The organism is Tardiphaga robiniae (genome assembly GCF_001618955.1).
Classification (GTDB): domain Bacteria; phylum Pseudomonadota; class Alphaproteobacteria; order Rhizobiales; family Xanthobacteraceae; genus Tardiphaga; species Tardiphaga robiniae_A.
In genome coordinates this window covers 1,134,873-1,155,875 of the sequence record NZ_LVYV01000001.1, presented here as the reverse complement: position 1 = coordinate 1,155,875, position 21,003 = coordinate 1,134,873, and the positions used below count along the sequence as shown (strand labels likewise).

The following is a 21,003-nucleotide window of genomic DNA, read 5'->3' as shown; positions in this document are numbered from 1 at the left end:
GTTTCTTGCTTATCTCTTTCCCGGCCTGATGTACACGGCTTGACGAATTGTAAATTTGGTCTAGAGGCGGAATTCCTCGCCAAGGTAAAGGCGACGCACGTCTGGGTCAGCCACGATCTCCTCGGGAGATCCTTCCGTCAGGATTTCACCAGCATAGACGATGTAGGCGCGGTCTGTCAGCCCCAGCGTTTCGCGCACGTTATGGTCGGTAATCAGCACGCCGATGCCGCGATTGGTCAGGTGGCGGACCAGGTCCTGAATGTCACCTACCGCAATCGGGTCAATGCCGGCAAAGGGCTCGTCAAGCAGCATGTAATTCGGCCGCGTCGCCAGCGCGCGCGCAATTTCGACGCGGCGGCGCTCACCGCCGGACAGCGCGATCGAGGGCGACTTGCGCAGTCTCTGGATGTTGAACTCTTCGAGCAGCCCGTCGAGCTCGCGCTCACGCTTCTTGCGGCTGGGCTCGACGACTTCCAGCACCGCACGGATGTTCTGCTCGACGGTGAGGCCGCGGAAAATCGAGGCTTCCTGCGGCAGATAGCCGATGCCGAGGCGGGCGCGCTGATACATCGGCAGCTGGGTGACGTCGTGACCGTCGAGTTCGATGGCGCCGCTATCCGGCTTGATCAGGCCGGTGATCATATAGAACACCGTGGTCTTGCCGGCACCGTTCGGTCCGAGCAGGCCGACGGCCTCGCCGCGGCGAACATAGATGCTGACGCCGCGGGTGACTTGGCGTGAGCCGAAGCTCTTTTTCACATTATGGACGGCCAGATAGCCCGCACGCGGGGCAGCTTTTGGTGCCGCAGCGCCGTTGGTTCTCAGCCGCGGCGGCGCCTTGTCCGGACGACGGGCCGGCGCCTGCTGCGGGGCACGCGGCGCCTCCGCCCGGGCTTGGGGAACCTGGGGCGTATCGGCCGGGGCGGTGCGCGCCAGCGGCGGGGCCTCGCGGCCCGGATTACCCAGCATGTCGCCCATGCTGTCGCCAAGCGCGGTGATGTCGACCGGCGAGCGCGCAAAGCCTTGCGGACCGCGTTTCGGAGCGCGCCGACGGAACATGCCGAGGAAATCAACCATTCGCGCTTCGATCAGCCTCTAAACGTCATCCGCGCCAGGTCGCGGCATGTTCGATCACTGGGAACAGCATGGCGGACTAGATGTCCCTTGCCCAGCCGAACGCCAAGCCTTCCATGTCGATTAAAACAATGGCGATAACGGGTTACGCAGCCAGATTCAACCGGATCCGGCTCGTCCATATCGGCAAACCCTTCGAGTTACTTGGGTTTTCCGCCTGCAGGCCCGGGTATGATCGAGGTCGGGCCACCGCCACCCTTCTGGCCGGACGACTCGAACATGCCCTGGACCCTGCCGCTATTGGATTCGACGCGTGACGTGCCCGTGGTCATATCCACGGTCAGACGATCGCCGCGCAGCACATTCTTGCCCTGGGTGAGCACAACATTGCCCTGCATCGTGACGAGATTGGTCCGGGTGTCGAACACCGCCGTCTCGCCGGTGACGACCTGGTCTTTCTGGGTGACGATGACGCCGCCGCGCGCTTCAAGCCGCTTGATCGCCGACGAGCCGCCTGGGCCCGGCTGCGCCGCCTTGATCGGCGCCTTGGGCGCAGCCTTGGCAGCCGGCTCGTTCGCCGAGCCGCCGCCGTCATAGAAGACCACCAGAGTCTTCGACTTCATCGTGGTGTCGCCCTGCACGACCTTCACGTCGCCTGCGAAGGTCGCTTCCTTTTTCTTGTCGCGCATTTCCAGCGATGCGGCCTCGATCTGAATGGGCTGATCGCGATTCTGCGAGAAACCCTGCATCGCGTTCGGCACACCCTGCACCGCGCTCTGCCCATGTGCATCGGCTGTGAAAGCCAGCACGAGCACGGCGATCGCAGCGCCGGTCACCCCGCGAAATCGGACATTGCTTACGGGAAAAATCATCACATTCATTTCGCGTTGGCGCGCTTGCCGTTGGCGGCCCGCGGTTTCACGGGCTCCGGCGCGACTTCAGGCTCTGCCACGGTCTCAGGCTGAGCCGAAGCATCCGGCGAAGGCGGGTCCATCTTCAGGTTCATCGACACACCGCCCTCGAACCGAACCAGCTCACCGTGTTCCGTGATGCGCATCCGTTGCCCGAGCAGAGTGCCGTTGAGAAGTTTGACATCGACCGGCTCGTCCGACGTGACCGTGCCATTGGCAATATCAATGTTCGCCTGTGTCAGCTTGGCCTCGTAGCCGGTCGTCGTCTGCAGGAAAATGTCCTGATACAGATAGAGCATCTGCGATTTCGAATTGAACTTCCCGGTGCGGGCATCCATCGTCATCGTCGACTTGTCTTCCATCATTACCTTGGCGCGCAAGGTCGTCAGCTCGACATTGTCGGGATCTGTCAGATCCTGCGTCGCGGCCTTGGCCCATAGCTCATAGGGCCGTCCGTCCGGCGAGAAACCGGCCAGATGCGGCGTCTCCATGGTGATCTTGGTGCCCGAAACGACCAGATTGCCCATATCGAGCGGCAATTTGGCGAGGATCCGGAACGGATTGAAGATCGACACGCCGACAATTGCCGCCATCGACAGGATCACGACGGCAGGGACAGCAATCCGCAGCAGACGCACCAGACGGCTATGGCGTGCTGCGGCCCTGAACCGCGCATCCATGCCCGCCTGATAGCTGGGAATCTGAACTGAACTCACCGTCGCTCCAACGGGCCATGCCGAAAAGGGCCACACCGAAAGGTCTGCCAAACCGGCGCCAGTCTACGCTGAAATGCACCGGTTTGCAGCCCGCCCCACCAGAACGAGGAGTATGACCGAAACGCGGCGGGAGGGACCCTGAACTGTTTCAGAAAGTCACTTCGCCGCAGGCTAGTCACGAATGAGCGAAAATGTCCTCATTTTCCCAGCCCGAGAGGTCGAGTTTGGCCCGGGTCGGAAGGAAGTCGAAACAAGCCTGCGCCAGCTCGGTGCGCCCCTCCCGCGCCAGCATGACGTTCAGCCGCTCGCGCAGCCCATGCAGATGCAGCACGTCCGACGCCGCGTAGGATAGCTGGGCCTCGCTGAGGGTCTGACTGCCCCAGTCGCTCGACTGCTGCTGCTTCGACAGATCGACGCCGAGGACTTCGCGGACCAGATCCTTGAGACCGTGTCTGTCGGTATAGGTGCGGCACAGGCGGGAGGCGATCTTGGTGCAATAGACCGGCTCAGGCATCACGCCGAGTGCGTTGTAAAGAGCGGCGAGATCGAACCGGGCGAAGTGGAAAATCTTGGTGACTTTGGGATCGCCGAGCAGCTTCTTCAGGTTCGGCGCGTCCGTGTGGCCCATCGGGATCTGCACGACATCGGCACTTCCATCGCCGGGCGAGAGCTGCACCACGCATAGCCGGTCGCGATGCGGATTGAGACCCATGGTCTCGGTGTCGATCGCAACGGAATCGGTGTAGCGGCTCAAATCCGGCAAATCGCCGCGATGCAGGCGGATGGTCATCTCAAAGGCCTCGGTATATTCGGCGTCGACGTGACGCGCATGAAACTCAGCTGGACATATGCACCCGATTGCCGGCGCAACGGGGCACTGCCGACATTTCGTCGATTATACCGATTTGGCCTTTCCGGATAGTTGTTCCTGCGAATGGCAGGGCGCTTCACCTAGCGCGCAGCTGTCCCAGCGCGCTGAGCCAGTTCTCCATGTGAAAGGTCCGGGAGATCTTGCCGTCCTTGATGGTCTGGATATCGATGGCCATCATCCGGAAGCTCTTGCCGGAATGCGGCACGCCGAACAGGTCGCCGGCCGGCGTGCCCGTCACTTCGCCGCGCACCACGACACGATCGCCAGCAACCAGCACTTCCTTGATATCGAATTTCATGTCGGGGATCGTGTTGGTAAAATTGCCGACCACCTTGATCGAGGTGTCGCGTCCCCAGCATTCGCCCGGAAGGTAGCCCGCGCAGGATTCGTAGTCCGGCGTCAGCACCTGTTCCTGGATGGTTTTCACATCCCCGCGGCTGGTAACATTGAACAGGCTGTACCAAGGCGCGATCGCGGCACGGGCCTGGGCTTCGGTCATTGTCTGGGCGGTGGCGCCTGATGCACCCGTAAGAACGGCCGCTGCGAGAACGAGGCGCGAGAAAATGGTCATGAAACGTCTTTTCCATAATATGTATGTCAACCTACATATTATGACGGTCGACATACTGATTTGCAAATGATATTTGCGGGTATGGCAAAAGCTACTGATTCAAAAGGGAAAACGCTTGCTGCCGCAGCAAAGCTGTTTCGCCAGCAGGGCTACCACGGCACCGCATTGCACGACATTCTGGCCGCCGGCGGCTCGCCCCGCGGCTCGCTGTATTTTCATTTTCCGGGCGGCAAGGAAGAGATCGGCGAGACCGCGCTGACGCTGGCCGGCGAGGCGGTGCGCAAGGCAATCGCCGGCGCGGCCGAGACGTCGGAGGATGCCGAAACCTTCCTGATCCGGATTGCGCGCGGCATGGCCGCGGATCTCGAGACTTCGGATTTCAAGGAGGGGTGCCCGATCGCCACCACGGCGCTGGAGACCGCTGCGCAGTCCGACGTGCTGGGCGCCGCGACCAGAAACGCATTCCAGAAGTGGGAAGCCGAGATCAAAAAGGGACTGGAGCGATTCGGACGACCGGCTGATGATGCCGAGGTCATTGCAACAGCGGCATTGAGCCAGCTCGAGGGGGCGCTGCTGCTGGCACGGACCTATCGCAGCCTGGAGCCGATGCACCGCGCGGAGAAAGCCATCCGGTTACTGCTGCGCGAGGCGTGACGGGATCGCAGAATCCTTGAAAGTCGTTTCGTCATTTGCGGAAAGCTGACACATTCGCAAGCACGTTCATCCCGCGAAGATGGAAGTAGCAGATGAAGGTTCAACAGCAACGCCTGCCGCGTTTCGCGGTCTTGATTGACGCCGACAATACATCGCCTCAGATTGCCGCCGGACTGTTCGAGGAAGTTTCCAAATTCGGAGAAGCCAGCGTTCGCCGGATCTACGGCGATTTTTCGAGCCAACAGCTCAAGTCCTGGGCCGATATCCTGCAGAAATACGCCGTCGATCCGTATCAGCAATTCGCATATACAAAAGGCAAGAACGCATCCGACATCGCGCTCGTCATCGACGCGATGGACCTGCTGCATAGTGGACGCTTCGACGGTTTTTGCCTTGTTTCTTCCGACAGCGATTTTACCCGCCTCGCCTCACGACTGCGGGAGCAGGGAGCGGACGTCTACGGCTTCGGCAATCAGAGAACGCCGGAAAGCTTTCGGCAGGCCTGTCGCCGGTTCATTTATACGGAAAATCTGATCCCCGACCGCGCCGCGGCTACTACAGAACAGCCCCCAAAAGCCGTTGCCCTCAAAAACCCTGCTGCGGCCGTTCCCATTCTGGAAAAGGTCGTTGCGCAACTCAGCAACGAGGAAGGCTGGGTCAGCCTGGACCGCATGGGCGAGCAACTGCCGAACTTCGTTTCTGATTTCGATGTCCGGACCTATGGTTTCAGAAAATTGAGCGATCTCGTGCGCAAGACTGAAATATTCGAGATCGAGAAGACCGAAACTGGCCGCCTGAGAGTACGAGCCAAGGCCAAAGCGAAGCCTCCTAAGGCGAATGCTCCGAAGAGAACGTCAATACGGGCAAGAAAAGCCAGGGATGCGCGCGAGAAAGCCGCCAGCCAGAGCTGACGGCTATCCTGATCAGGACTTGGCAGTGCTCTATCAGGCTGGGTCGAAATAGTGGATCTCCATCAGTACACAGCCGCCGACCGACTTGAACGGACCGTGATAGGCGCCGGGCGGGCGGCAAGCATAGGTGTTCGGCTGGAAGGATTCGCCACCGTTGCCCTGCTTGTCATTGCCGACGATCAGGTCGCCGGTGAATAGAAACACTTCTTCCCAATATTCGTGCACGAACGGCTCGGTGGTGTAAACGCCCGGCTCGAAGCGCAACAGGCGGGTGCGGCTGCCACGCTTGTTCACCTCGTCGAGCGCGCCCGACAGGATCTTCTGCTGGATGCCGGCCGGATAGCCCGCGGGCGTCTCCCATCCCGAAGACATATCGACGGTACGGAATTCATCGTGAAGTTTATTGATGGCCATGGTCAGTGTTCCTGAGGGGACAGATCAAGCGACAGCGCGAGGCGAGGTAGCCGGCGCCGTTGAGGTGGAGACTTCATCGGCAAGGTCATAGCTGGACAGCATCTTGTCGAGCAACGCCGCCGACCTCATCCAGTCATAAGTGCGGAAGGCATGGCCCTTGGTGACGAAGGTCGCGCCGGCGAAAAACATCTCGTATTGCGAGTGACGCGAGGCGAATTCGGAGCCAACCGCATCCCAGGCCAGCTTGTAAAACTTGACCTTTTCGGTCGCGCTGGCCGCCGGCGACTGCTGGGTCTTGCCGATCAGGCGCGCCAGTTCCGGATTGGCGAAGTCCTTCACCGAGGATGGCAGCATGATCATGCCGCCGCCGGCGAGCTCACGCAGCGTATTGATGATCTTGGAATAGAGCTGCTGGGTCAAAACCTGCGCCGAATACAGCATCGCCCGGTCAGGCACATAATAGGCGCCGCGCTGCGTACCCTTGGTCTCCATCGCCACCACGAAGGCCTCGACCATCGATACTTCGGCAGCGAGCTGGCCGAGCATTTCCTTCACCTGCGGGAAGCCAGCAATGCCGTTGGTCTCAGCAGTGCGATACGCGATGCCGATCAGGAAGCGCAGCTTCACCGACAGCCGGATCATGGCCTGGTAGTTCTGGTACACATGCGCCGGGGTCGCGTGGAACTGTTTCTGGCACATCGCGATGTCATCGACGATGAACACGCGATCCCACGGCACCTTCACGTCATCGAAATACAGCACAGCATCGTTTTCATCGAAGCGGCTCGACAGCGGATTGTCGAACACCGATGGCGACGCGGCTTCATAGGACTTGCGCGACAGGACCTTCAGACCCTTAGTGTTCATCGGAATCGCGAAGGACACCGCATATTTCTCGTCGCCGGGCTGCAGCGGCTGGATGCAGGTGACGAACACCTCATTGGCCATGATGCCGCCGGTGGCCAGCATCTTGGCGCCACGGATCGTCAGACCCTCGGCATCGCGCGACACCACGCCTGCCGACAGGAACGGATCGGCTTGCTCGGCGGCGCTCTTGGAGCGGTCGGCCTGCGGGTTGATGATCACGTAAGTGAGGTAGAGGTCGTTGTCGCGGGCGTAGCGATAGTAATCCGCCAATGCCTTGGCGCGTGCCTTGTCGTAGGCCTCGAATACCTCGACGCCCATATACATACCGGCGATGCAGGAGGCGACGTGATCCGGCGCGCGACCCATGAAGCCGGCATGCAGCTCGGTCCAGGCCTCCAGGCCGCGGCGGCGATTAATCAGCGCATCATAGCTGCCGGGCAATTCCCAGATCCGGTTGGCGCGGATGCCGGTCTCGGTCTCGAAAGTCATCAGCTCGCGATTTTCCGGCGCGCTCTGGAAATCGAACATCCGCCCGATTGAGGCCACCACACCCCGGAACGCCGGATGGGTGGTCACGTCATCCACCAGCTCACCATCGAGATAGATTTCACGGCCGTCGCGCAGACTCGCGATGTGCTGTTCGCCGGTCTTGATCATGGGTTGCCTCGGTCACTTTCAGTCATGGGTAGCATTTCAGGTGCGTTATTTCAGTAGTGCATCGGCAGCGGCCATTCCGGGCTGCGCTCGGTACTTGCGAGGCTGCGATAGGCCCCGCGGAAGAAGACCAACGGCTCGTTGGCCGGATAGGCACTGAACTTCACCACTCGGCCGACGAAGATCAGATGGTCCCCGCCATCATATTGCGCGTATGGCGCGCATTCGAAGTGTGCGAGCGCGCCCGCGATCAGGGGCGCCGCCTCATGGCCCAGCGTATGTTCGACCGCCGCCCACTTGTCGCCGAGCGCCCTGGCGAACTTGTTCGACAGATGCTCCTGGTCGCGGCCGAGGATGTTCACGGCATAACCCTTGGCCTCGGTCATCGCCTTGAGGCTGAAGGCCTTGCGGTCGATCGAGAACAGGATCAGCGGTGGGTCCACCGAGACCGAGTTGAACGAACTCATGGTCAAGCCGATTGCCTGGCCATCGGCCGCTTCGGCCGTGATCACGGCGACGCCGGTGGCAAACTGTCCGAGCGCCCGTCGGAAGGCGCGGGGATCCACGTCCGCAGTGGCGCCCATGGTCATCTCCTGATCGCGAAATCTGAACGACGCGCATTAGCTTTATAACAAAGCTATATTATCGAACGAAAGAGCGCGCTGTCAAGCATGGCTGGCCTGCTATCAAAACGCACTGGTTCCAACTTGTTTGTGCGTAACGCCGCCGCTATACGACTCATAGGTGTGCGGGGACCTGATGGCGATTAAGAGCAAATCACGTAAAATGAAGGTAGAACCGACGATTTCGCGGCCACAATTGATGGTCGACGGATCGGATCGGGCTTTCCGCCAATTTGTCCATGACACATTGGCGTTTTCGGCGCGGCTTCAGGCTGTGCGCGGGCAACTCGGCGCAGTGATCGGCCTGTCCGGCACGCAATACACCGTGCTGATCGCCATTGCTCATTTGAGCGGCACAGATGAGAAGATCGGCGTCAATCAGGTCGCCGAGCATCTGCACTTCAGCGGCGCGTTCATTACCATCGAGATCAACAAGCTGGTATCAAACGGCCTTGTCGAGAAAGAGACCGACGAGGAAGACCGTCGCCGCGTCATCCTGACCATCACGCCGAAAGCGCGTGCGTTGCTCAATGAACTGGCACCCGTCCAGCGTCCGGTGAATGACATGCTGTTTCGCAGCATGTCCGCTGCGGATTTCGAGCGAACGCGCAAGCTGATGTCGGAGATGGTGGAAGCCGCCGACGAGGCGATCCGGCTGCTGGATTACAACGCACCGGCATCGGTCGCCCGGCAGACCAAATAACCTGCTGTTTGGCGGGTTTGTCGCTGGCTATTCGCCGGCACGCAGCCGATAGCCGATACCCGTTTCGGTCAGAACGAATTGCGGGCGCTCCGGATCAAGCTCGATCTTTTGACGCAGCTGGCGGACATAAACGCGTAGATATTGCGCGTCGGTGAGCTCGTCCCACAATTCCTTCAGCAGAAACCGGTGAGTCAGCACCTTGCCGGCATGCTGCACCAGGACACGCAGCAGCTCATATTCCTTCGGTGATAGTTTCACGTCGCGGTCGCCGACCTTCACGATCCGGCGCACCAGATCGACCGACAATTCCCCGGAGCGGAATACCGGCCGCTCGCCATGAACCTGCAGCTGATGCCGGAGAGCGGCCCGCATCCGCGCCAGCAACTCATCCATGCCAAACGGCTTGGTGAGATAGTCGTCTGCACCGAGATCGAGCGCCTGCACCTTGCCGGCTTCATCGCCGCGGCTGGACAGCACCACGATCGGCACACCGTCGTCGCGGGCGCGAATCATCTGCAGCAGATCGTGGCCCTGAATGTCCGGCAGGCCCAGATCGAGAATGATCAAAGCGGGCTTCTCCGCCAGTTTCTCCAGCGCGATCTTGCCATTGCTGGCCTCAAGGACGTCATAGCCCTGGGTACTGAGGCCCATGCGCAGCAATTTGCGGATCGGCGGCTCATCATCGATGACCAGAACCTTGATGGCAGCGGTATTCATGCGGCGGTGTCCAGAGCTTCGGAGGCCGGCGGGATGGGAAGGCGGATAGTTAGCACGGCGCCACTGCGGTCGGCGCGATTTGTGGCCGAGATCGTGCCATGCATAGCCTCAATGAAGCCCCGCGAGATCGCAAGACCGAGGCCGGTACCCGCCCTGACGTGATCGCCCTTGCTGGCGCGGTAGAACTTGTCGAACACCTGCTCGAGATCGGCGGGTGGAATGCCCGTCCCCTCGTCCGTCACCTGCAGCGAGACTGAGTCCGCATCGCGTATGGCCCTGATCGTGATGGTCGTGTCATCCGGGGCATATTTCGCGGCATTGTCGAGCAGATTGAACAGTGCCTGCTCGAACAACACCGCATCGAGCTCCAGCATGGGCAGGTTCGGCGCCAGATCGAGCGCAATGCGATGCCTGACGAGAATCTTGCCGGCCCGGCGCAGCGCGCTGCCGACGATCTCCGCGAGATCGTGCAGTGTTGTGTTGGGAACGACTGCACCGGATTCCAGCTTGGTCATATCAAGCAGATTGGCGATGAAGCGGTTCAGCCGTTCGGATTCGTCGATCACCGTACCGAGCAGATCGGCTTTTTCAGCCTCGGTGAGCTTCGGCGACAGATCACGCAGTGTGGAGGCCGCGCCAAGCACGGAGGCCAGCGGCGTCTTCAGGTCATGCGAGATTGAGGTCAGCAGCGCCTGACGCAACCGGTCGGATTCGACGTTACGCTGAGCACGGTCCATATCTTCCACAAGTTGCACGCGCTCGATGGCGAGTGCGCTCTGATCCACAAGCGCATCCAGCAACCGGCGCTGGTCCGGCGTCAGCAGCGGACCCGTGCGATCGTCATCGATCCCGATCACGCCGATCGGCCCACGGCCGGTGCGCATCGGGAGAAACAGCCGCTTCGCGCCAGGCAATGTCTCGGAGCCACGGCCAGCCGGGCGATCATTGCTCCAGGCCCAGTTGGCTGCGGCCAGATCCGCCTTGTCCAATTCGTCCTCGGGAGGATAGCCCGCTTTGACGGCGATTACGCCCTGCTCCGGCAGCAGCAGCACAACCCGCACCTTCAGCATCAATGCGATCTGATACGCGCTCGCCCACAGCACGTCGTCGAGCGCAGCGGTGCCGGCGAGTTTGCGGCTGAACGCATAGAGCGACTCGGTTGTCCGCACGCGGCCGAAGGCCGAGACGGCCTGAGTGCGCACCCGCGCCGCGACATTGGAAACCAGAATGGCGATCAGCATGAAGAAGAAGAAGGCCGCCACATTGGTCGGATCGGTGATGGTGAGCGTATAGACCGGCGGCAGGAAGAAGAAGTTATAGCTCAGCGATGCCACGACGCTCGCCAGCAGCGAAGGCCACAGACCAAAGCGCACAGCAACGCCGACCACGGCGGTGAGAAACATCAGATCGACATTCTCGATACCGAAGATCGGACGCAGCAGCGTTGCGGCCCCAAGAGCCACCGCCACGACGGCCAGCGCCGCAATATAGGGCTTTGCATCGAACGGCTCGACGCGATCGGTCATCTGCGCACGTTTCGCAGCCGGCTCCGTCGACAACGCATCGCCGGCGATCACATGCACACTGATATTGCCGGCGCGCCTGACGAGATCGTGCACCACCGAACCGCGCACCAGCTCGAACCACCACGACCGCGACGCCTTGCCAATCACGATCTGGGTGACGTTATTGGCATGCGCATAGCCGAGCAGATCGTCGGCGATGCGCCGGCCTGCGCCTGGAATCGTCAGCGCTTCGGCGCCAAGCGCCTCGGCAAGCCGCAGCGTATCGGCCAGCCTGTCGCGCTGTTCCTCGGTGAGTTGAAGGCTGCGCCGCGTTTCGATACTGACCGCCGTCCACGGTGCATGCAGCCGATCCGCGAGACGCTTGGTGTAGCGGACCAGCCCGGCCGAGCGCGGGTCTTCACTGATACAGACCAGAATACGCTCGCCGACAGCCCATGGACCGGCGATGGCATTGGCCTGCATGTGAGTGAGCAATTGCTCATCGACGCGATCCGCCGTGCGGCGCAACGCCAGCTCACGCAATGCCGTGAGATTGCCGGGCGAGAAGTAATGCTCCAGTGCACGCTCGGCCTGTTTGGGAACATAGACCTTGCCTTCCTTCAGGCGCTGGATCAGATCGTCCGGGGTGAGGTCGATCAGCTCGATGGCGTCTGCACGATCGAATACCGAATCCGGCACGGTCTCGCGCACCCGCACATGAGTGATCTGGGCGACCACATCATTCAGGCTTTCGATGTGCTGAATATTGACTGCCGTGTAGACGTCGATCCCTGCGGCCAATAATTCCGCGACGTCGAGATAACGCTTGGGATGGCGGCTGCCGGGCGCATTGGTATGAGCAAGTTCATCGACAAGCGCTATCCGGGGCCGCCGCGCGATCAGCGCGTCGAGATCCATCTCCTCGAGATGCTGATCCTTGTAGTCGAAACGCCGCCGCGGGATCACCTCGAGACCCGCCACGAGCGCCTCGGTTTCAGCCCGGCCATGGGTCTCGACCACGCCCACCACCACATCGACGCCCGCCTTGCGCCTGGCATGGGCGCTCTGCAGCATCTCATAAGTCTTGCCGACGCCGGGGGCGGCGCCGACGAAGATCTTCAGCCGCCCGGCCACACCCTCCTCGCGCCTTGCTGTTTCCAGCAACGCCTCAGGCGAAGGTCGTTGATCAGGATCGCGGCGCTGATTTGCCATAAGGCAATATAGTCTCCGCCAGGGCTTGGGCCTAGACGGCCTACTTCGGTGAGGCGGCGTCCAGCGCGAGATTCAAGGCAAGAACGTTAACACGCGGTTCGCCGAGCAGACCACCGAAGCGGCCCTCGATCTTCTCTGTCACCAGCTGGCGGACGCGATCCTCCGGCAGCTTGCGCGCCTTGGCGACGCGGGGCACCTGAAACAGCGCCCCCTCGGGCGAAATGTTCGGGTCGAGACCGCTGCCCGAGGTGGTGACGAGATCGATCGGCACTGGCATCGACGGGTTCTCCGCCTTCAGTTTCTCGACGTCCTCCTTCACGCGGTCGATCAGCGCCTTGCTGGTCGGGCCAAGATTGGAGCCCATCGAGTTGATGGCGTTGTAAGGCTGCGGCACTGTCTTGGTGGAATCCTGCGGGTCCGGACCCAAAGTCGCCGACGGGCGGCCGTGGAAGTATTCCTCGCCCTTGAATTCCTGACCAATCAGGGACGAACCGACGACCTTGCCGTCCCGTTCGATGAGGCTGCCTTGCGCCTGGCTCGGCATGATCGCCCCGGCAATGCCCGTCATCGCGAGCGGATAGCCGAGACCGGTGATGGCAGTGAGGCCGAGCAGCAGAACGATAGCCGGGCGAATTTCTCTCAACATAACGTAACTCCTCAAACCAGGTGCAGGGCGGTGACGATAAGGTCGATCGCCTTGATACCGATGAACGGAACGATGATGCCGCCAAGGCCGTAGATCAGAAGATTGCGGCCGAGCAGTGCGCCGGCGCCGATCGGACGATAGGCGACGCCCTTCAGGGCCAGCGGGATCAGCGCGATGATGATGATCGCGTTGAAGATGATGGCTGACAGGATGGCGCTCTGCGGGCTCGCCAGCTTCATGACATTGAGCGCCTCAAGTTGCGGATAGAAAGCGAGGAAGATCGCCGGGATAATGGCGAAGTATTTCGCCACGTCATTGGCGATCGAGAACGTGGTCAGCGCACCCCGCGTCATCAGGAGCTGCTTGCCGATTTCGACGACCTCGATGAGCTTGGTCGGATTGGAGTCCAGGTCGACCATGTTGCCCGCTTCGCGCGCCGCCTGCGTGCCGGTGTTCATGGCAACGCCCACATCGGCCTGCGCCAGTGCCGGCGCGTCGTTGGTGCCGTCACCGCACATCGCGACCAGCTTGCCCTTGGCCTGCTCGTCGCGGATGAGCTGCAGCTTGTCCTCGGGTGTCGCCTGCGCCAGGAAATCATCGACGCCGGCTTCGGCTGCGATGGCTGCAGCGGTCATCGGATTGTCGCCGGTGATCATGATGGTGCGGATGCCCATGCGGCGTAGCTCGGCGAAGCGCTCACGGATGCCGCCCTTCACGATGTCCTTCAGATGGATGACGCCGAGCAGCTTGCCATCGCGCGCGACCGCCAACGGGGTGCCGCCGCCCTTTGCAATCTCGTCGGAGATCGCCTGGATTTCACGTGCCGTGTCCGACATCGCGGCTGGCTGCATCGCACGCACAGTGTTGCCGGACGCCACGGCGAACGACGCGCCACCGTTGACGTAAGCGAGTATCGAATCCACCGCGCCCTTGCGGACCGACGAGCCACCGGCATCGACACCGCTCATCCGGGTCTGTGCGGTGAACGGCACGAAAGTCGCTGACAGTTCGGCCATGTCGCGGCCGCGGATACCGTATTTCTCCTTGGCCAGGACGACGATGGAGCGGCCTTCCGGGGTTTCGTCCGCGAGCGATGCAAGCTGCGCCGCATCGGCCAGTTCCTGTTCGGTCACGCCGCGCACCGGACGGAAGGCTGTCGCCTGACGGTTGCCGAGCGTGATGGTGCCGGTCTTGTCCAGCAACAACGTATCGACGTCGCCGGCGGCCTCCACCGCGCGGCCGGACATCGCCAGCACATTGAAGCGCACCAGACGGTCCATGCCGGCAATGCCGATGGCCGACAGCAGCGCACCGATCGTGGTCGGAATCAGCGTGACGAACAAAGCCACCAGCACCACCACCGAGATCGAACCGCCGGCATAGGCTGCATAGCTCGGGATCGTCACCGTCGCGAACACGAAGATGATGGTGAGGCCAACCAGCAGAATGTTCAGCGCGATCTCGTTCGGCGTCTTCTGCCGCTCGGCGCCTTCCACCAGCTTGATCATGCGATCGATGAAGGTCGAGCCCTGCGCCGCAGTGATGCGGACGCGAATCCAATCGGACAGCACCTGCGTGCCGCCGGTGACCGCCGAGCGATCGCCGCCGGATTCACGAATGACAGGTGCGGACTCGCCGGTGATCGCCGCCTCATTAACTGAAGCCACGCCTTCGATCACTTCACCGTCGGACGGGATGTTGTCGCCGGCTTCCACCAGAACGACATCGCCGACCTTCAGGCTAGTGCCCGAGACCATGCGGTAGCTCTTGTCGCCGCTGTCGCTGCCAGTGAGCAGCTTGGCCTGGCTTTCGGTTCGGGTCTTCTTCAGCGATTCCGCCTGCGCCTTGCCGCGGCCTTCGGCGACGGCTTCGGCAAAGTTGGCGAACAGCACCGTGAACCAGAGCCAGAGGATGATCTGGAACGCAAATCCCAGATCGCTCCCGCCCATGATGACGTTCTTGATGAAGATCACCGTGGTGAGTGCGGCGACGACCTCGACGACGAACATCACGGGATTCTTAATCATCAGCCGCGGATCGAGCTTTTTGAAAGCCGAGCCGATGGCTGGGATGACGATTTTCGAATCGAGCATGGCCGAGACCGGTACCCGCTTCTGCAGTTTCAACGTTTCCATGGACATAACTCCGAATCCAATCAGAACAGGGTGCTGGCGGTCATCGCGAGGTGCTCGACGATCGGCCCGAGCGCGAGCGCCGGGAAGAAGGTGAGACCGCCGATAATCAGGATCACGCCTATGACGAGGCCGACGAACAATCCGCCGGTGGTCGGCAAGGTGCCGGCCGATGCCGGGATCGACTTCTTCGCGGCCAATGATCCGGCCAGCGCCATAGCCGGCACGATCATGAAGAAGCGGCCGACGAACATCGAGCTCGCCAGTGTGAGGTTGTAGAAGAAGGTGTTGCCGGTGAGCCCGCCGAACGCCGAGCCGTTATTGCCGGTGGCCGAGGTGAAGGCGTAGAGCACCTCGGTGAAGCCATGCGGCCCGGCATTGGCCATCGACGCCACCGCCGAAGGCAGCACCACCGCCACCGCGGTCCAGCCGAGATACATCAGCGGCAACACGAGAATGGCGAGCATCGCCATCTTTACTTCGCGCGCCTCGATCTTCTTGCCGACATATTCCGGCGTGCGGCCAACCATCAGACCGGCGACGAAGATCGCCAGCACGACGAACAGCAGCATGCCATAGAGACCGGCACCGACGCCGCCGACGATGATCTCGCCGAGCTGCATGTTGATCAGCGGGATCATGCCGCCAATCGCTGTAAACGAGTCATGCATCGCATTGACCGCGCCGCAGGACGCCGCCGTCGTGATGACCGCGAACAGACTGGACGCGACGATGCCGAAGCGCAGCTCCTTGCCTTCCATATTACCGCCGGTGAGACCAAGTGCATTCAGGCCTGTGGTGCCGGATGCTTCGGCGCCATAGGTGATGGCGACGCCGGTAATGAACAGCACGCCCATTACGGCCAGGATCGCCCAGCCCTGTCTGGGGTTGCCGACCATACGGCCGAACACATTGGTCATCGCCGCACCCAGCGCGAAGATCGAGATCATCTGGATGAAATTCGACAGCGCGGTTGGATTCTCGAACGGATGCGCAGCATTGGCGTTGAAGAAGCCGCCGCCATTGGTGCCGAGCATCTTGATGGCGACCTGCGACGCGACGGGACCAACCGCGATCGTTTGTTTGGCGCCTTCCAGCGTCGTCGCATCGACATAGGCGCCGAGCGTCTGCGGCATGCCCTGCCAGATCAGGAATAGCGTGTAGACGATACAGATCGGCAGCAGCACATAGAGCGTGCAACGGGTGATATCGACCCAGAAATTGCCGATGGTGCGCATCGACGACCTTGCAAAGCCGCGGATCAGCGCAACCGCCAATGCAATGCCGGCGGCAGCCGACAGGAAGTTATGCACCGTCAGACCCAGCATCTGGGTCAGATACGACATCGTGCTTTCGCCGCCGTAGTTCTGCCAGTTGGTGTTGGTGACGAAGGAGATCGCGGTGTTGAAGGAGAGATCTTCGGCGACCGCGGATTGCCCCGCAGGATTGAACGGCAGCACAGCCTGCAGCCGCATGATTGCGTAGAGACTGAGGAAGCCGACCACGTGAAAGAGCAGCATGGCGACCGTATAGGTCAGCCAGTGCTGCTCGCGTTTCTCGTCGACACCACCGATCCAGTACAGACCGGCCTCGACCGGCCGCAGAATGGGAGAGAGAAAAGTACGCTCTCCATTGAAAACGGATGTCATGTAGCCGCCGAGCGGCTTCACCAGCGCGAGAACCACCCCGCAGTACAAAGCGATTTGAATCCAGCCAATTGTTGTCATGTCAGTGGACCTTTTGGAGTGCGCACGCTCAGAACCGCTCGGGCCGCAGCAGCGCGTAAGTGAGGTAAATCAGCAATGCCGCGGACACGAAGCCGGCGAGCGTGTAATCGAAAATCATGATGCGCTCCTCACAACCGCTCGCAGGCATAGGCGTAGCCCAGCGTGAGAATGAAAAAGCCGAGCCCGAGGGCCAGCATGACGACGTCCAGCATGGGAAGCTCCTGATGCACTGGCTGCAGGCGGCGGAGAGCAAACGGCTCTCGCGCCCGATGCACGATCAGGTGCCATTCAGGACGTAGGTTTTCGAGATGAGGCCAGCAGCGAACTTATAGGAATCTCATAAAGACGCGGGGAAGCGCATGCGCGTGCACCGCCAGTCCTCGGGCGCTTATGCAGCCTTTATATCTTCGTGCCCGAAGCTGCCTCGTATTCAAATGACGGACTACGGATATTGCACGGTGCGGTCTTCCCGAGATCGCGCTGTTCATGGAGACCCGTCATGTCGTTCATCTCGATTCAGCGAACGCCCCCTTCCGAAGCGCCATCCGAAACGGCTCCGCTCGATGCTACGACCTTCACCGCGATCTGCCTCACCACCTGCAAGCGCCTGCCCGCCATGCGTCGCACCGCGGAAGCCCAGCGCCTCGATGGTCTGGTCGCCGCCGGCGCCTGGACCGATGCAGCGCTTGCCCTGATCGCCATCGAACTGCCGCGTTGGCAGCTGCGCCGTCTCGCTTATGACGAAGGTGAATGGCATTGCGCTCTCTCGAACCAGCGTGACCTTCCAGACTGGCTGGACAGCGCCGTCGAGACGCATCACCCAGACATGGCGACGGCGATCCTGAATGCATTTCGCGCCGTTGTTAGCCGCGGAGGCACGCCGCATCTGACGCAAGCGCCGGTGCGCGCAATCCAACCCACCGATTTCGAGCCGATGCTGTGTGAGAATTACTGTTAAGCGAAGAGGGTCGGTGCGAAATGCTGTAGCTCGACCGCCGCGAACAGCCTTCCAACAGCGACGCTTTCGGCTATGCTCGGTACGAATTCGTGCCATGAGAAGCCGGAGCAAAACGTGACAGCAGGCAAACCGGCTTTCGTTGCAGTCGATTGGGGCACCAGCAGCTTTCGCGGCTGGTTAATGACTGCCGACGGCAATGCGCTTGCGGAAACCCGCGGGCCTGAAGGCATGCTGCATTGCGCGACTGCCGGCTTCGCTCCGGTTCTTGCTGATCACCTTGCCAGACTTGGCGGAATGCAGAACCTGCCCGTGCTGATCTGTGGCATGGCCGGCGCACGGCAGGGCTGGATCGAGGCGCCCTATCTGCACACACCGACACGGCTCGACGCCTTGCACGACGGTGCGCAGCGTGTCGACACGCAAGGCGACGTGCGTATCCTGCCAGGCATCGCCCAAGCCGACGCCGCGGCGCCCGACGTCATGCGCGGCGAAGAGACGCAACTGCTCGGCGTGACCGAGCCCGGCTTCACCGGTCTGGTCTGCATTCCCGGCACGCACAGCAAATGGGTCTGGATCGAGTCCGGCAGCGTGGTGTCATTCACGACCTATATGACCGGCGAGCTCTTTTCGGTCATCACTCAACACAGCATCCTGAAACACGCTGTGGATCACGACGCGCCGTCGCCCGCCGCGAATGACGCGTTCCGCGATGGCCTGCAACGCGCGCTCGATGCGCCGGCAGGCTTGACTGCTTCACTCTTCAGCTTGCGCGCGGCGCAACTGCTCGGCTTCCAGCAGCAGGCGGATGGCACGGCACGCCTGTCGGGCCTCCTGATCGGCACCGAAATCGCCGATGCCGGATCGCGCTATGGCACGCGGCATCCGGTGCGCCTGATCGGCGCCGGCGCGCTCAAGGATCTCTATGCGTCGGCACTTGCGGCTGCCGGCTTCGATGTCACCATCGTTGATGCCGAACGCGCGTCGCAACACGGCCTGACCAAGGCCGCAATCCATCTGTGGGGAGCTCAGTTCACATGAACCAGCCAATCCGTTGGCCCACCGTGAAGCGTCCGCTCGTCGCCATCCTGCGCGGCGTGCAGCCCGACAAAGTGGAGGGCATCGTCGAGACGTTGATCGACACCGGCTTCGAGATGATTGAAGTACCGCTGAACTCGCCCGATCCGTTCGATTCCATCGCGCGGATTTGCAAACGATTTGGCAACGACACCCTGATCGGCGCCGGCACCATCCTCACCGCGAATGACTGCGCCCGCGTCGCCGATGTCGGCGGGCGTCTGATGGTGAGCCCGAATGTCGATGTCGATGTGCTGGCGGTGGCGGCGAGCCGCGGCATGGTCACGATGCCCGGCGTGTTTTCGCCGACCGAAGCTTTCCTCGCGCTCCGCGCCGGTGCGTCCGCCCTGAAATTCTTTCCAGCGTCGATCCTCGGGCCGTCCGGCATCGCCGCCATTCGCGCGGTTCTGCCCAGGGATGCCGTGATCGGGGCTGTTGGTGGTGTTTCCGACCGGAATTTCGCGGACTATATCACCGCCGGCATACAGGTCTTCGGCCTTGGCAGCAGCCTGTACCGGCCTGGAATGAGCGCTATCGAGGTGAAGGCGACTGCGCAGGCATCTGTCGTGGCTTATGATCAGGCGATGGCCCGCTAGAAGCAGAGCGCAATGTCTGTTCGCGGTTGGCGCGCTTCGCGGCGGCAAGGCAGGAACACCTCTGCGCCCGCATGCATCGACCGCGCAGCCCCAAACTGTCAAATTCATTGAATTGCTCTGAATATCAGAGACTTAGGAGCACCGTGGTGCCCAGGAAAGGACTCGAACCTTCACGGCCGTTAAGCCACTGGCACCTGAAGCCAGCGCGTCTACCAATTCCGCCACCTGGGCACGTGCGAGGCACGTGGCGCGGTTAGTAGGGGGCCGTTACGCGCTTGTCAAATTGCTTCGTTCAATTCCAAATCCGCTGTACAGGCCCCACGCGTTGGCGTATCGCGAATTGGTCTAAATTCCCCCGTTTTGCCCTTGCATGACTGACTCAAGGAACTGATTCATGGCTGCCCCCATCGACACCCTCGTTACGGTTTTCGGCGGATCAGGCTTCGTGGGACGCCATGTGGTCCGCGCGCTGGCCAAACGCGAATACCGGATCAGGGTCGCCGTGCGCCGTCCCGAGCTGGCCGGCCATCTGCAGCCGCTTGGCCGTGTCGGACAGATCAACATCGTTCAGGCCAATCTGCGCCACCCGGCCTCGGTCAAGGCCGCAATGCGCGACGCCAGCATCGTCGTAAATCTGGTGGGTATCCTGACCGAAAGCGGCGCGCAGACCTTTGATGCCGTGCAGGCGCGGGGCGCCGGCGCGGTGGCGCAGGCTGCCGCCGAGATCGGCGCGCGGATGGTGCAGTTTTCGGCCATCGGCGCCAATGCTGATTCCGAATCGGCCTATGCCCGTGCCAAGGCGGCCGGCGAGCAGGCCGTGCTGGCGGCTGTGCCTTCCGCGACCATCCTGCGCCCGTCGATCGTGTTCGGCCCCGAGGATCAGTTCACCAATCGATTTGCCAATCTCGCCCGGATGGCCCCGGTGATGCCGGTGTTCGGCGCCACGACCAAGATGCAGCCGGTCTATGTGGGTGATGTCGCCCAGGCTGCGGCTGATGCCGTCGACGGCAAGACCAGGCCGGGCGCCACTTATGAACTCGGCGGCCCGGAAGTGCTGACGATGAGTGAAATCATCGACATCATCCTCGCGACCATCGAGCGCAAGCGCATGACGCTGCCGGTGCCGACGGCCATCGCCAAGCTGCAGTCCTATTTCCTGCAATTCGCCCCGGGCGACTTCAAGCTGACGCCGGATCAGGTCGCCATGCTTGGTGTCGACAATGTGGTGTCGGAAGCCGCCAAGGTCGCCGGTCTGACGCTGGACGGCCTGGGTATTGCCGCTGATTCGCTGGAAGCGATTGCGCCACAATATCTCTGGCGCTTCCGCGCCACCGGCCAGTTCGCGCATAACGGCATGAATTAAAGCGCGACATCATAAGGTGGGCCAAGCGAAGCCCACCCACCCTTCAGGTGTGCTGAAAATTTGTGGGCACGGCGCAAGAGCGCCTTTGCCCATTCCACGAACTG

Annotated in this window: 22 protein-coding genes and 1 tRNA gene; 7 read left to right on the top strand and 16 right to left on the bottom strand. The window is 61.7% G+C overall.

Features of this window, described 5'->3' with window-relative positions; translation table 11 throughout:
• Positions 1-60: 60 nt before the first annotated feature.
• The 5 genes from lptB to A4A58_RS05420 all read right to left on the bottom strand — a co-directional run bounded on the left by lptB (position 61) and on the right by A4A58_RS05420 (position 4,143).
• Positions 61-1,077: an LPS export ABC transporter ATP-binding protein gene (gene lptB, locus A4A58_RS05440; RefSeq protein WP_068730305.1), complete on the bottom strand. Its 1,017-nt coding sequence runs from the start codon at positions 1,075-1,077 to the stop codon at positions 61-63.
• 197 nt (positions 1,078-1,274) lie between these two features.
• On the bottom strand, positions 1,275-1,946 hold the full coding sequence (locus A4A58_RS05435; RefSeq protein ID WP_081421744.1) for an LptA/OstA family protein: 672 nt from the start codon (positions 1,944-1,946) through the stop codon (positions 1,275-1,277).
• Positions 1,947-1,951: 5 nt separating this feature from the next.
• Positions 1,952-2,701, bottom strand: a complete 750-nt coding sequence (lptC, locus tag A4A58_RS05430; RefSeq protein WP_068730303.1) for an LPS export ABC transporter periplasmic protein LptC — start codon at positions 2,699-2,701, stop codon at positions 1,952-1,954.
• Positions 2,702-2,876: 175 nt separating this feature from the next.
• Positions 2,877-3,491 carry a ribonuclease D gene (locus tag A4A58_RS05425; RefSeq protein WP_068730302.1) on the bottom strand — a complete coding sequence of 205 codons (615 nt, stop codon included), beginning with the start codon at positions 3,489-3,491 and terminating at the stop codon, positions 2,877-2,879.
• A gap of 157 nt (positions 3,492-3,648) precedes the next feature.
• Positions 3,649-4,143 (bottom strand): ester cyclase, encoded by a 495-nt coding sequence (locus tag A4A58_RS05420; RefSeq protein WP_068730301.1) that lies wholly within the window; start codon positions 4,141-4,143, stop codon positions 3,649-3,651.
• A gap of 81 nt (positions 4,144-4,224) precedes the next feature.
• On the opposite strand from A4A58_RS05420, the gene A4A58_RS05415 reads away from it, so the two are divergent.
• Both A4A58_RS05415 and A4A58_RS05410 read left to right on the top strand, forming a co-directional pair.
• On the top strand, positions 4,225-4,797 hold the full coding sequence (locus tag A4A58_RS05415; RefSeq protein ID WP_068730300.1) for a TetR/AcrR family transcriptional regulator: 573 nt from the start codon (positions 4,225-4,227) through the stop codon (positions 4,795-4,797).
• A gap of 92 nt (positions 4,798-4,889) precedes the next feature.
• On the top strand, positions 4,890-5,708 hold the full coding sequence (locus tag A4A58_RS05410; protein ID WP_068730299.1) for an NYN domain-containing protein: 819 nt from the start codon (positions 4,890-4,892) through the stop codon (positions 5,706-5,708).
• A 33-nt stretch (positions 5,709-5,741) separates the two neighbouring features.
• Here A4A58_RS05410 and A4A58_RS05405 read toward each other — a convergent pair whose 3' ends face one another.
• The 3 genes from A4A58_RS05405 to A4A58_RS05395 are packed head-to-tail and all read right to left on the bottom strand — an operon-like array spanning position 5,742 to position 8,227.
• Positions 5,742-6,122 (bottom strand): cupin, encoded by a 381-nt coding sequence (locus A4A58_RS05405; RefSeq protein WP_068730298.1) that lies wholly within the window; start codon positions 6,120-6,122, stop codon positions 5,742-5,744.
• Positions 6,123-6,146: 24 nt separating this feature from the next.
• A complete protein-coding gene (locus A4A58_RS05400) occupies positions 6,147-7,646 on the bottom strand; it encodes a 4-hydroxyphenylacetate 3-hydroxylase family protein (RefSeq protein ID WP_068730297.1) in 1,500 nt (499 codons plus the stop codon).
• A 50-nt stretch (positions 7,647-7,696) separates the two neighbouring features.
• A complete protein-coding gene (locus A4A58_RS05395; RefSeq protein ID WP_244499668.1) occupies positions 7,697-8,227 on the bottom strand; it encodes a flavin reductase family protein in 531 nt (176 codons plus the stop codon).
• Between the two features lie 202 nt (positions 8,228-8,429).
• Here A4A58_RS05395 and A4A58_RS05390 point away from each other — a divergent pair, with 202 nt between their 5' ends.
• Positions 8,430-8,969, top strand: a complete 540-nt coding sequence (locus A4A58_RS05390; protein ID WP_158005651.1) for a MarR family winged helix-turn-helix transcriptional regulator — start codon at positions 8,430-8,432, stop codon at positions 8,967-8,969.
• A 27-nt stretch (positions 8,970-8,996) separates the two neighbouring features.
• Here the strand turns inward: A4A58_RS05390 and A4A58_RS05385 are convergent, their stop codons facing one another.
• Genes A4A58_RS05385 through A4A58_RS30740 form a run of 7 tightly spaced genes read right to left on the bottom strand, consistent with a single transcriptional unit; the run spans position 8,997 to position 17,183 of the window.
• Positions 8,997-9,686, bottom strand: a complete 690-nt coding sequence (locus A4A58_RS05385) for a response regulator (RefSeq protein ID WP_068730295.1) — start codon at positions 9,684-9,686, stop codon at positions 8,997-8,999.
• Positions 9,683-12,403 (bottom strand): sensor histidine kinase, encoded by a 2,721-nt coding sequence (locus A4A58_RS05380; protein ID WP_068730294.1) that lies wholly within the window; start codon positions 12,401-12,403, stop codon positions 9,683-9,685. The genes A4A58_RS05385 and A4A58_RS05380 overlap by 4 nt, the downstream gene beginning before the upstream one ends.
• 40 nt (positions 12,404-12,443) lie before the next feature.
• Positions 12,444-13,049, bottom strand: a complete 606-nt coding sequence (locus A4A58_RS05375; RefSeq protein ID WP_068730293.1) for a K(+)-transporting ATPase subunit C — start codon at positions 13,047-13,049, stop codon at positions 12,444-12,446.
• Positions 13,050-13,060: 11 nt separating this feature from the next.
• Complete coding sequence (gene kdpB, locus A4A58_RS05370) at positions 13,061-15,184, bottom strand: potassium-transporting ATPase subunit KdpB (protein ID WP_068730484.1); 2,124 nt, start codon at positions 15,182-15,184, stop codon at positions 13,061-13,063.
• Between the two features lie 20 nt (positions 15,185-15,204).
• Positions 15,205-16,908: a potassium-transporting ATPase subunit KdpA gene (gene kdpA / locus A4A58_RS05365; RefSeq protein WP_068730292.1), complete on the bottom strand. Its 1,704-nt coding sequence runs from the start codon at positions 16,906-16,908 to the stop codon at positions 15,205-15,207.
• Between the two features lie 28 nt (positions 16,909-16,936).
• Entirely contained in the window at positions 16,937-17,026 is a 90-nt protein-coding gene (locus tag A4A58_RS05360) for a K(+)-transporting ATPase subunit F (RefSeq protein ID WP_081421711.1), read from the bottom strand.
• A gap of 10 nt (positions 17,027-17,036) precedes the next feature.
• Complete coding sequence (locus A4A58_RS30740) at positions 17,037-17,183, bottom strand: hypothetical protein (RefSeq protein ID WP_158005650.1); 147 nt, start codon at positions 17,181-17,183, stop codon at positions 17,037-17,039.
• A gap of 224 nt (positions 17,184-17,407) precedes the next feature.
• On the opposite strand from A4A58_RS30740, the gene A4A58_RS31415 reads away from it, so the two are divergent.
• From A4A58_RS31415 to A4A58_RS05345, 3 genes are all read left to right on the top strand, one after another.
• A complete protein-coding gene (locus A4A58_RS31415) occupies positions 17,408-17,866 on the top strand; it encodes a hypothetical protein (protein ID WP_433993606.1) in 459 nt (152 codons plus the stop codon).
• 114 nt (positions 17,867-17,980) lie between these two features.
• Complete coding sequence (locus A4A58_RS05350) at positions 17,981-18,904, top strand: 2-dehydro-3-deoxygalactonokinase (protein WP_433993605.1); 924 nt, start codon at positions 17,981-17,983, stop codon at positions 18,902-18,904.
• The gene (locus A4A58_RS05345) at positions 18,901-19,536 is read left to right on the top strand and encodes a 2-dehydro-3-deoxy-6-phosphogalactonate aldolase (protein ID WP_068730289.1); all 636 of its coding nucleotides are present in this window, start codon (positions 18,901-18,903) and stop codon (positions 19,534-19,536) included. Before A4A58_RS05350 ends, A4A58_RS05345 begins: the two co-directional genes overlap by 4 nt.
• Positions 19,537-19,680: 144 nt before the next feature.
• On the opposite strand, the gene A4A58_RS05340 is transcribed toward A4A58_RS05345, so the two are convergent.
• Positions 19,681-19,767 (bottom strand) — tRNA-Leu (locus A4A58_RS05340).
• Between the two features lie 163 nt (positions 19,768-19,930).
• Here A4A58_RS05340 and A4A58_RS05335 point away from each other — a divergent pair.
• Positions 19,931-20,899: a complex I NDUFA9 subunit family protein gene (locus A4A58_RS05335; protein ID WP_068730288.1), complete on the top strand. Its 969-nt coding sequence runs from the start codon at positions 19,931-19,933 to the stop codon at positions 20,897-20,899.
• The last annotated feature ends 104 nt before the right edge of the window (positions 20,900-21,003 follow it).

Excerpts from the sequence above, each read along its gene's own strand:
- A4A58_RS05400 (WP_068730297.1), bottom strand. The coding sequence starts at position 7,646 with ATGATCAAGACCGGCGAACAGCACATCGCGAGTCTGCGCGACGGCCGT.
- A4A58_RS05425 (WP_068730302.1), bottom strand. The coding sequence starts at position 3,491 with ATGACCATCCGCCTGCATCGCGGCGATTTGCCGGATTTGAGCCGCTAC.
- A4A58_RS05375 (WP_068730293.1), bottom strand. The coding sequence starts at position 13,049 with ATGTTGAGAGAAATTCGCCCGGCTATCGTTCTGCTGCTCGGCCTCACT.
- A4A58_RS05420 (WP_068730301.1), bottom strand. The coding sequence starts at position 4,143 with ATGACCATTTTCTCGCGCCTCGTTCTCGCAGCGGCCGTTCTTACGGGT.
- A4A58_RS05435 (WP_081421744.1), bottom strand. The coding sequence starts at position 1,946 with ATGATTTTTCCCGTAAGCAATGTCCGATTTCGCGGGGTGACCGGCGCT.
- A4A58_RS05345 (WP_068730289.1), top strand. The coding sequence starts at position 18,901 with ATGAACCAGCCAATCCGTTGGCCCACCGTGAAGCGTCCGCTCGTCGCC.
- A4A58_RS05405 (WP_068730298.1), bottom strand. The coding sequence starts at position 6,122 with ATGGCCATCAATAAACTTCACGATGAATTCCGTACCGTCGATATGTCT.
- A4A58_RS05415 (WP_068730300.1), top strand. The coding sequence starts at position 4,225 with ATGGCAAAAGCTACTGATTCAAAAGGGAAAACGCTTGCTGCCGCAGCA.
- lptB (WP_068730305.1), bottom strand. The coding sequence starts at position 1,077 with ATGGTTGATTTCCTCGGCATGTTCCGTCGGCGCGCTCCGAAACGCGGT.
- A4A58_RS05360 (WP_081421711.1), bottom strand. The coding sequence starts at position 17,026 with ATGATTTTCGATTACACGCTCGCCGGCTTCGTGTCCGCGGCATTGCTG.
- A4A58_RS31415 (WP_433993606.1), top strand. The coding sequence starts at position 17,408 with ATGTCGTTCATCTCGATTCAGCGAACGCCCCCTTCCGAAGCGCCATCC.
- A4A58_RS05390 (WP_158005651.1), top strand. The coding sequence starts at position 8,430 with ATGAAGGTAGAACCGACGATTTCGCGGCCACAATTGATGGTCGACGGA.
- kdpB (WP_068730484.1), bottom strand. The coding sequence starts at position 15,184 with ATGGAAACGTTGAAACTGCAGAAGCGGGTACCGGTCTCGGCCATGCTC.
- kdpA (WP_068730292.1), bottom strand. The coding sequence starts at position 16,908 with ATGACAACAATTGGCTGGATTCAAATCGCTTTGTACTGCGGGGTGGTT.
- A4A58_RS05395 (WP_244499668.1), bottom strand. The coding sequence starts at position 8,227 with ATGGGCGCCACTGCGGACGTGGATCCCCGCGCCTTCCGACGGGCGCTC.
- A4A58_RS05380 (WP_068730294.1), bottom strand. The coding sequence starts at position 12,403 with ATGGCAAATCAGCGCCGCGATCCTGATCAACGACCTTCGCCTGAGGCG.
- A4A58_RS05410 (WP_068730299.1), top strand. The coding sequence starts at position 4,890 with ATGAAGGTTCAACAGCAACGCCTGCCGCGTTTCGCGGTCTTGATTGAC.
- A4A58_RS05335 (WP_068730288.1), top strand. The coding sequence starts at position 19,931 with ATGGCTGCCCCCATCGACACCCTCGTTACGGTTTTCGGCGGATCAGGC.
- A4A58_RS05385 (WP_068730295.1), bottom strand. The coding sequence starts at position 9,686 with ATGAATACCGCTGCCATCAAGGTTCTGGTCATCGATGATGAGCCGCCG.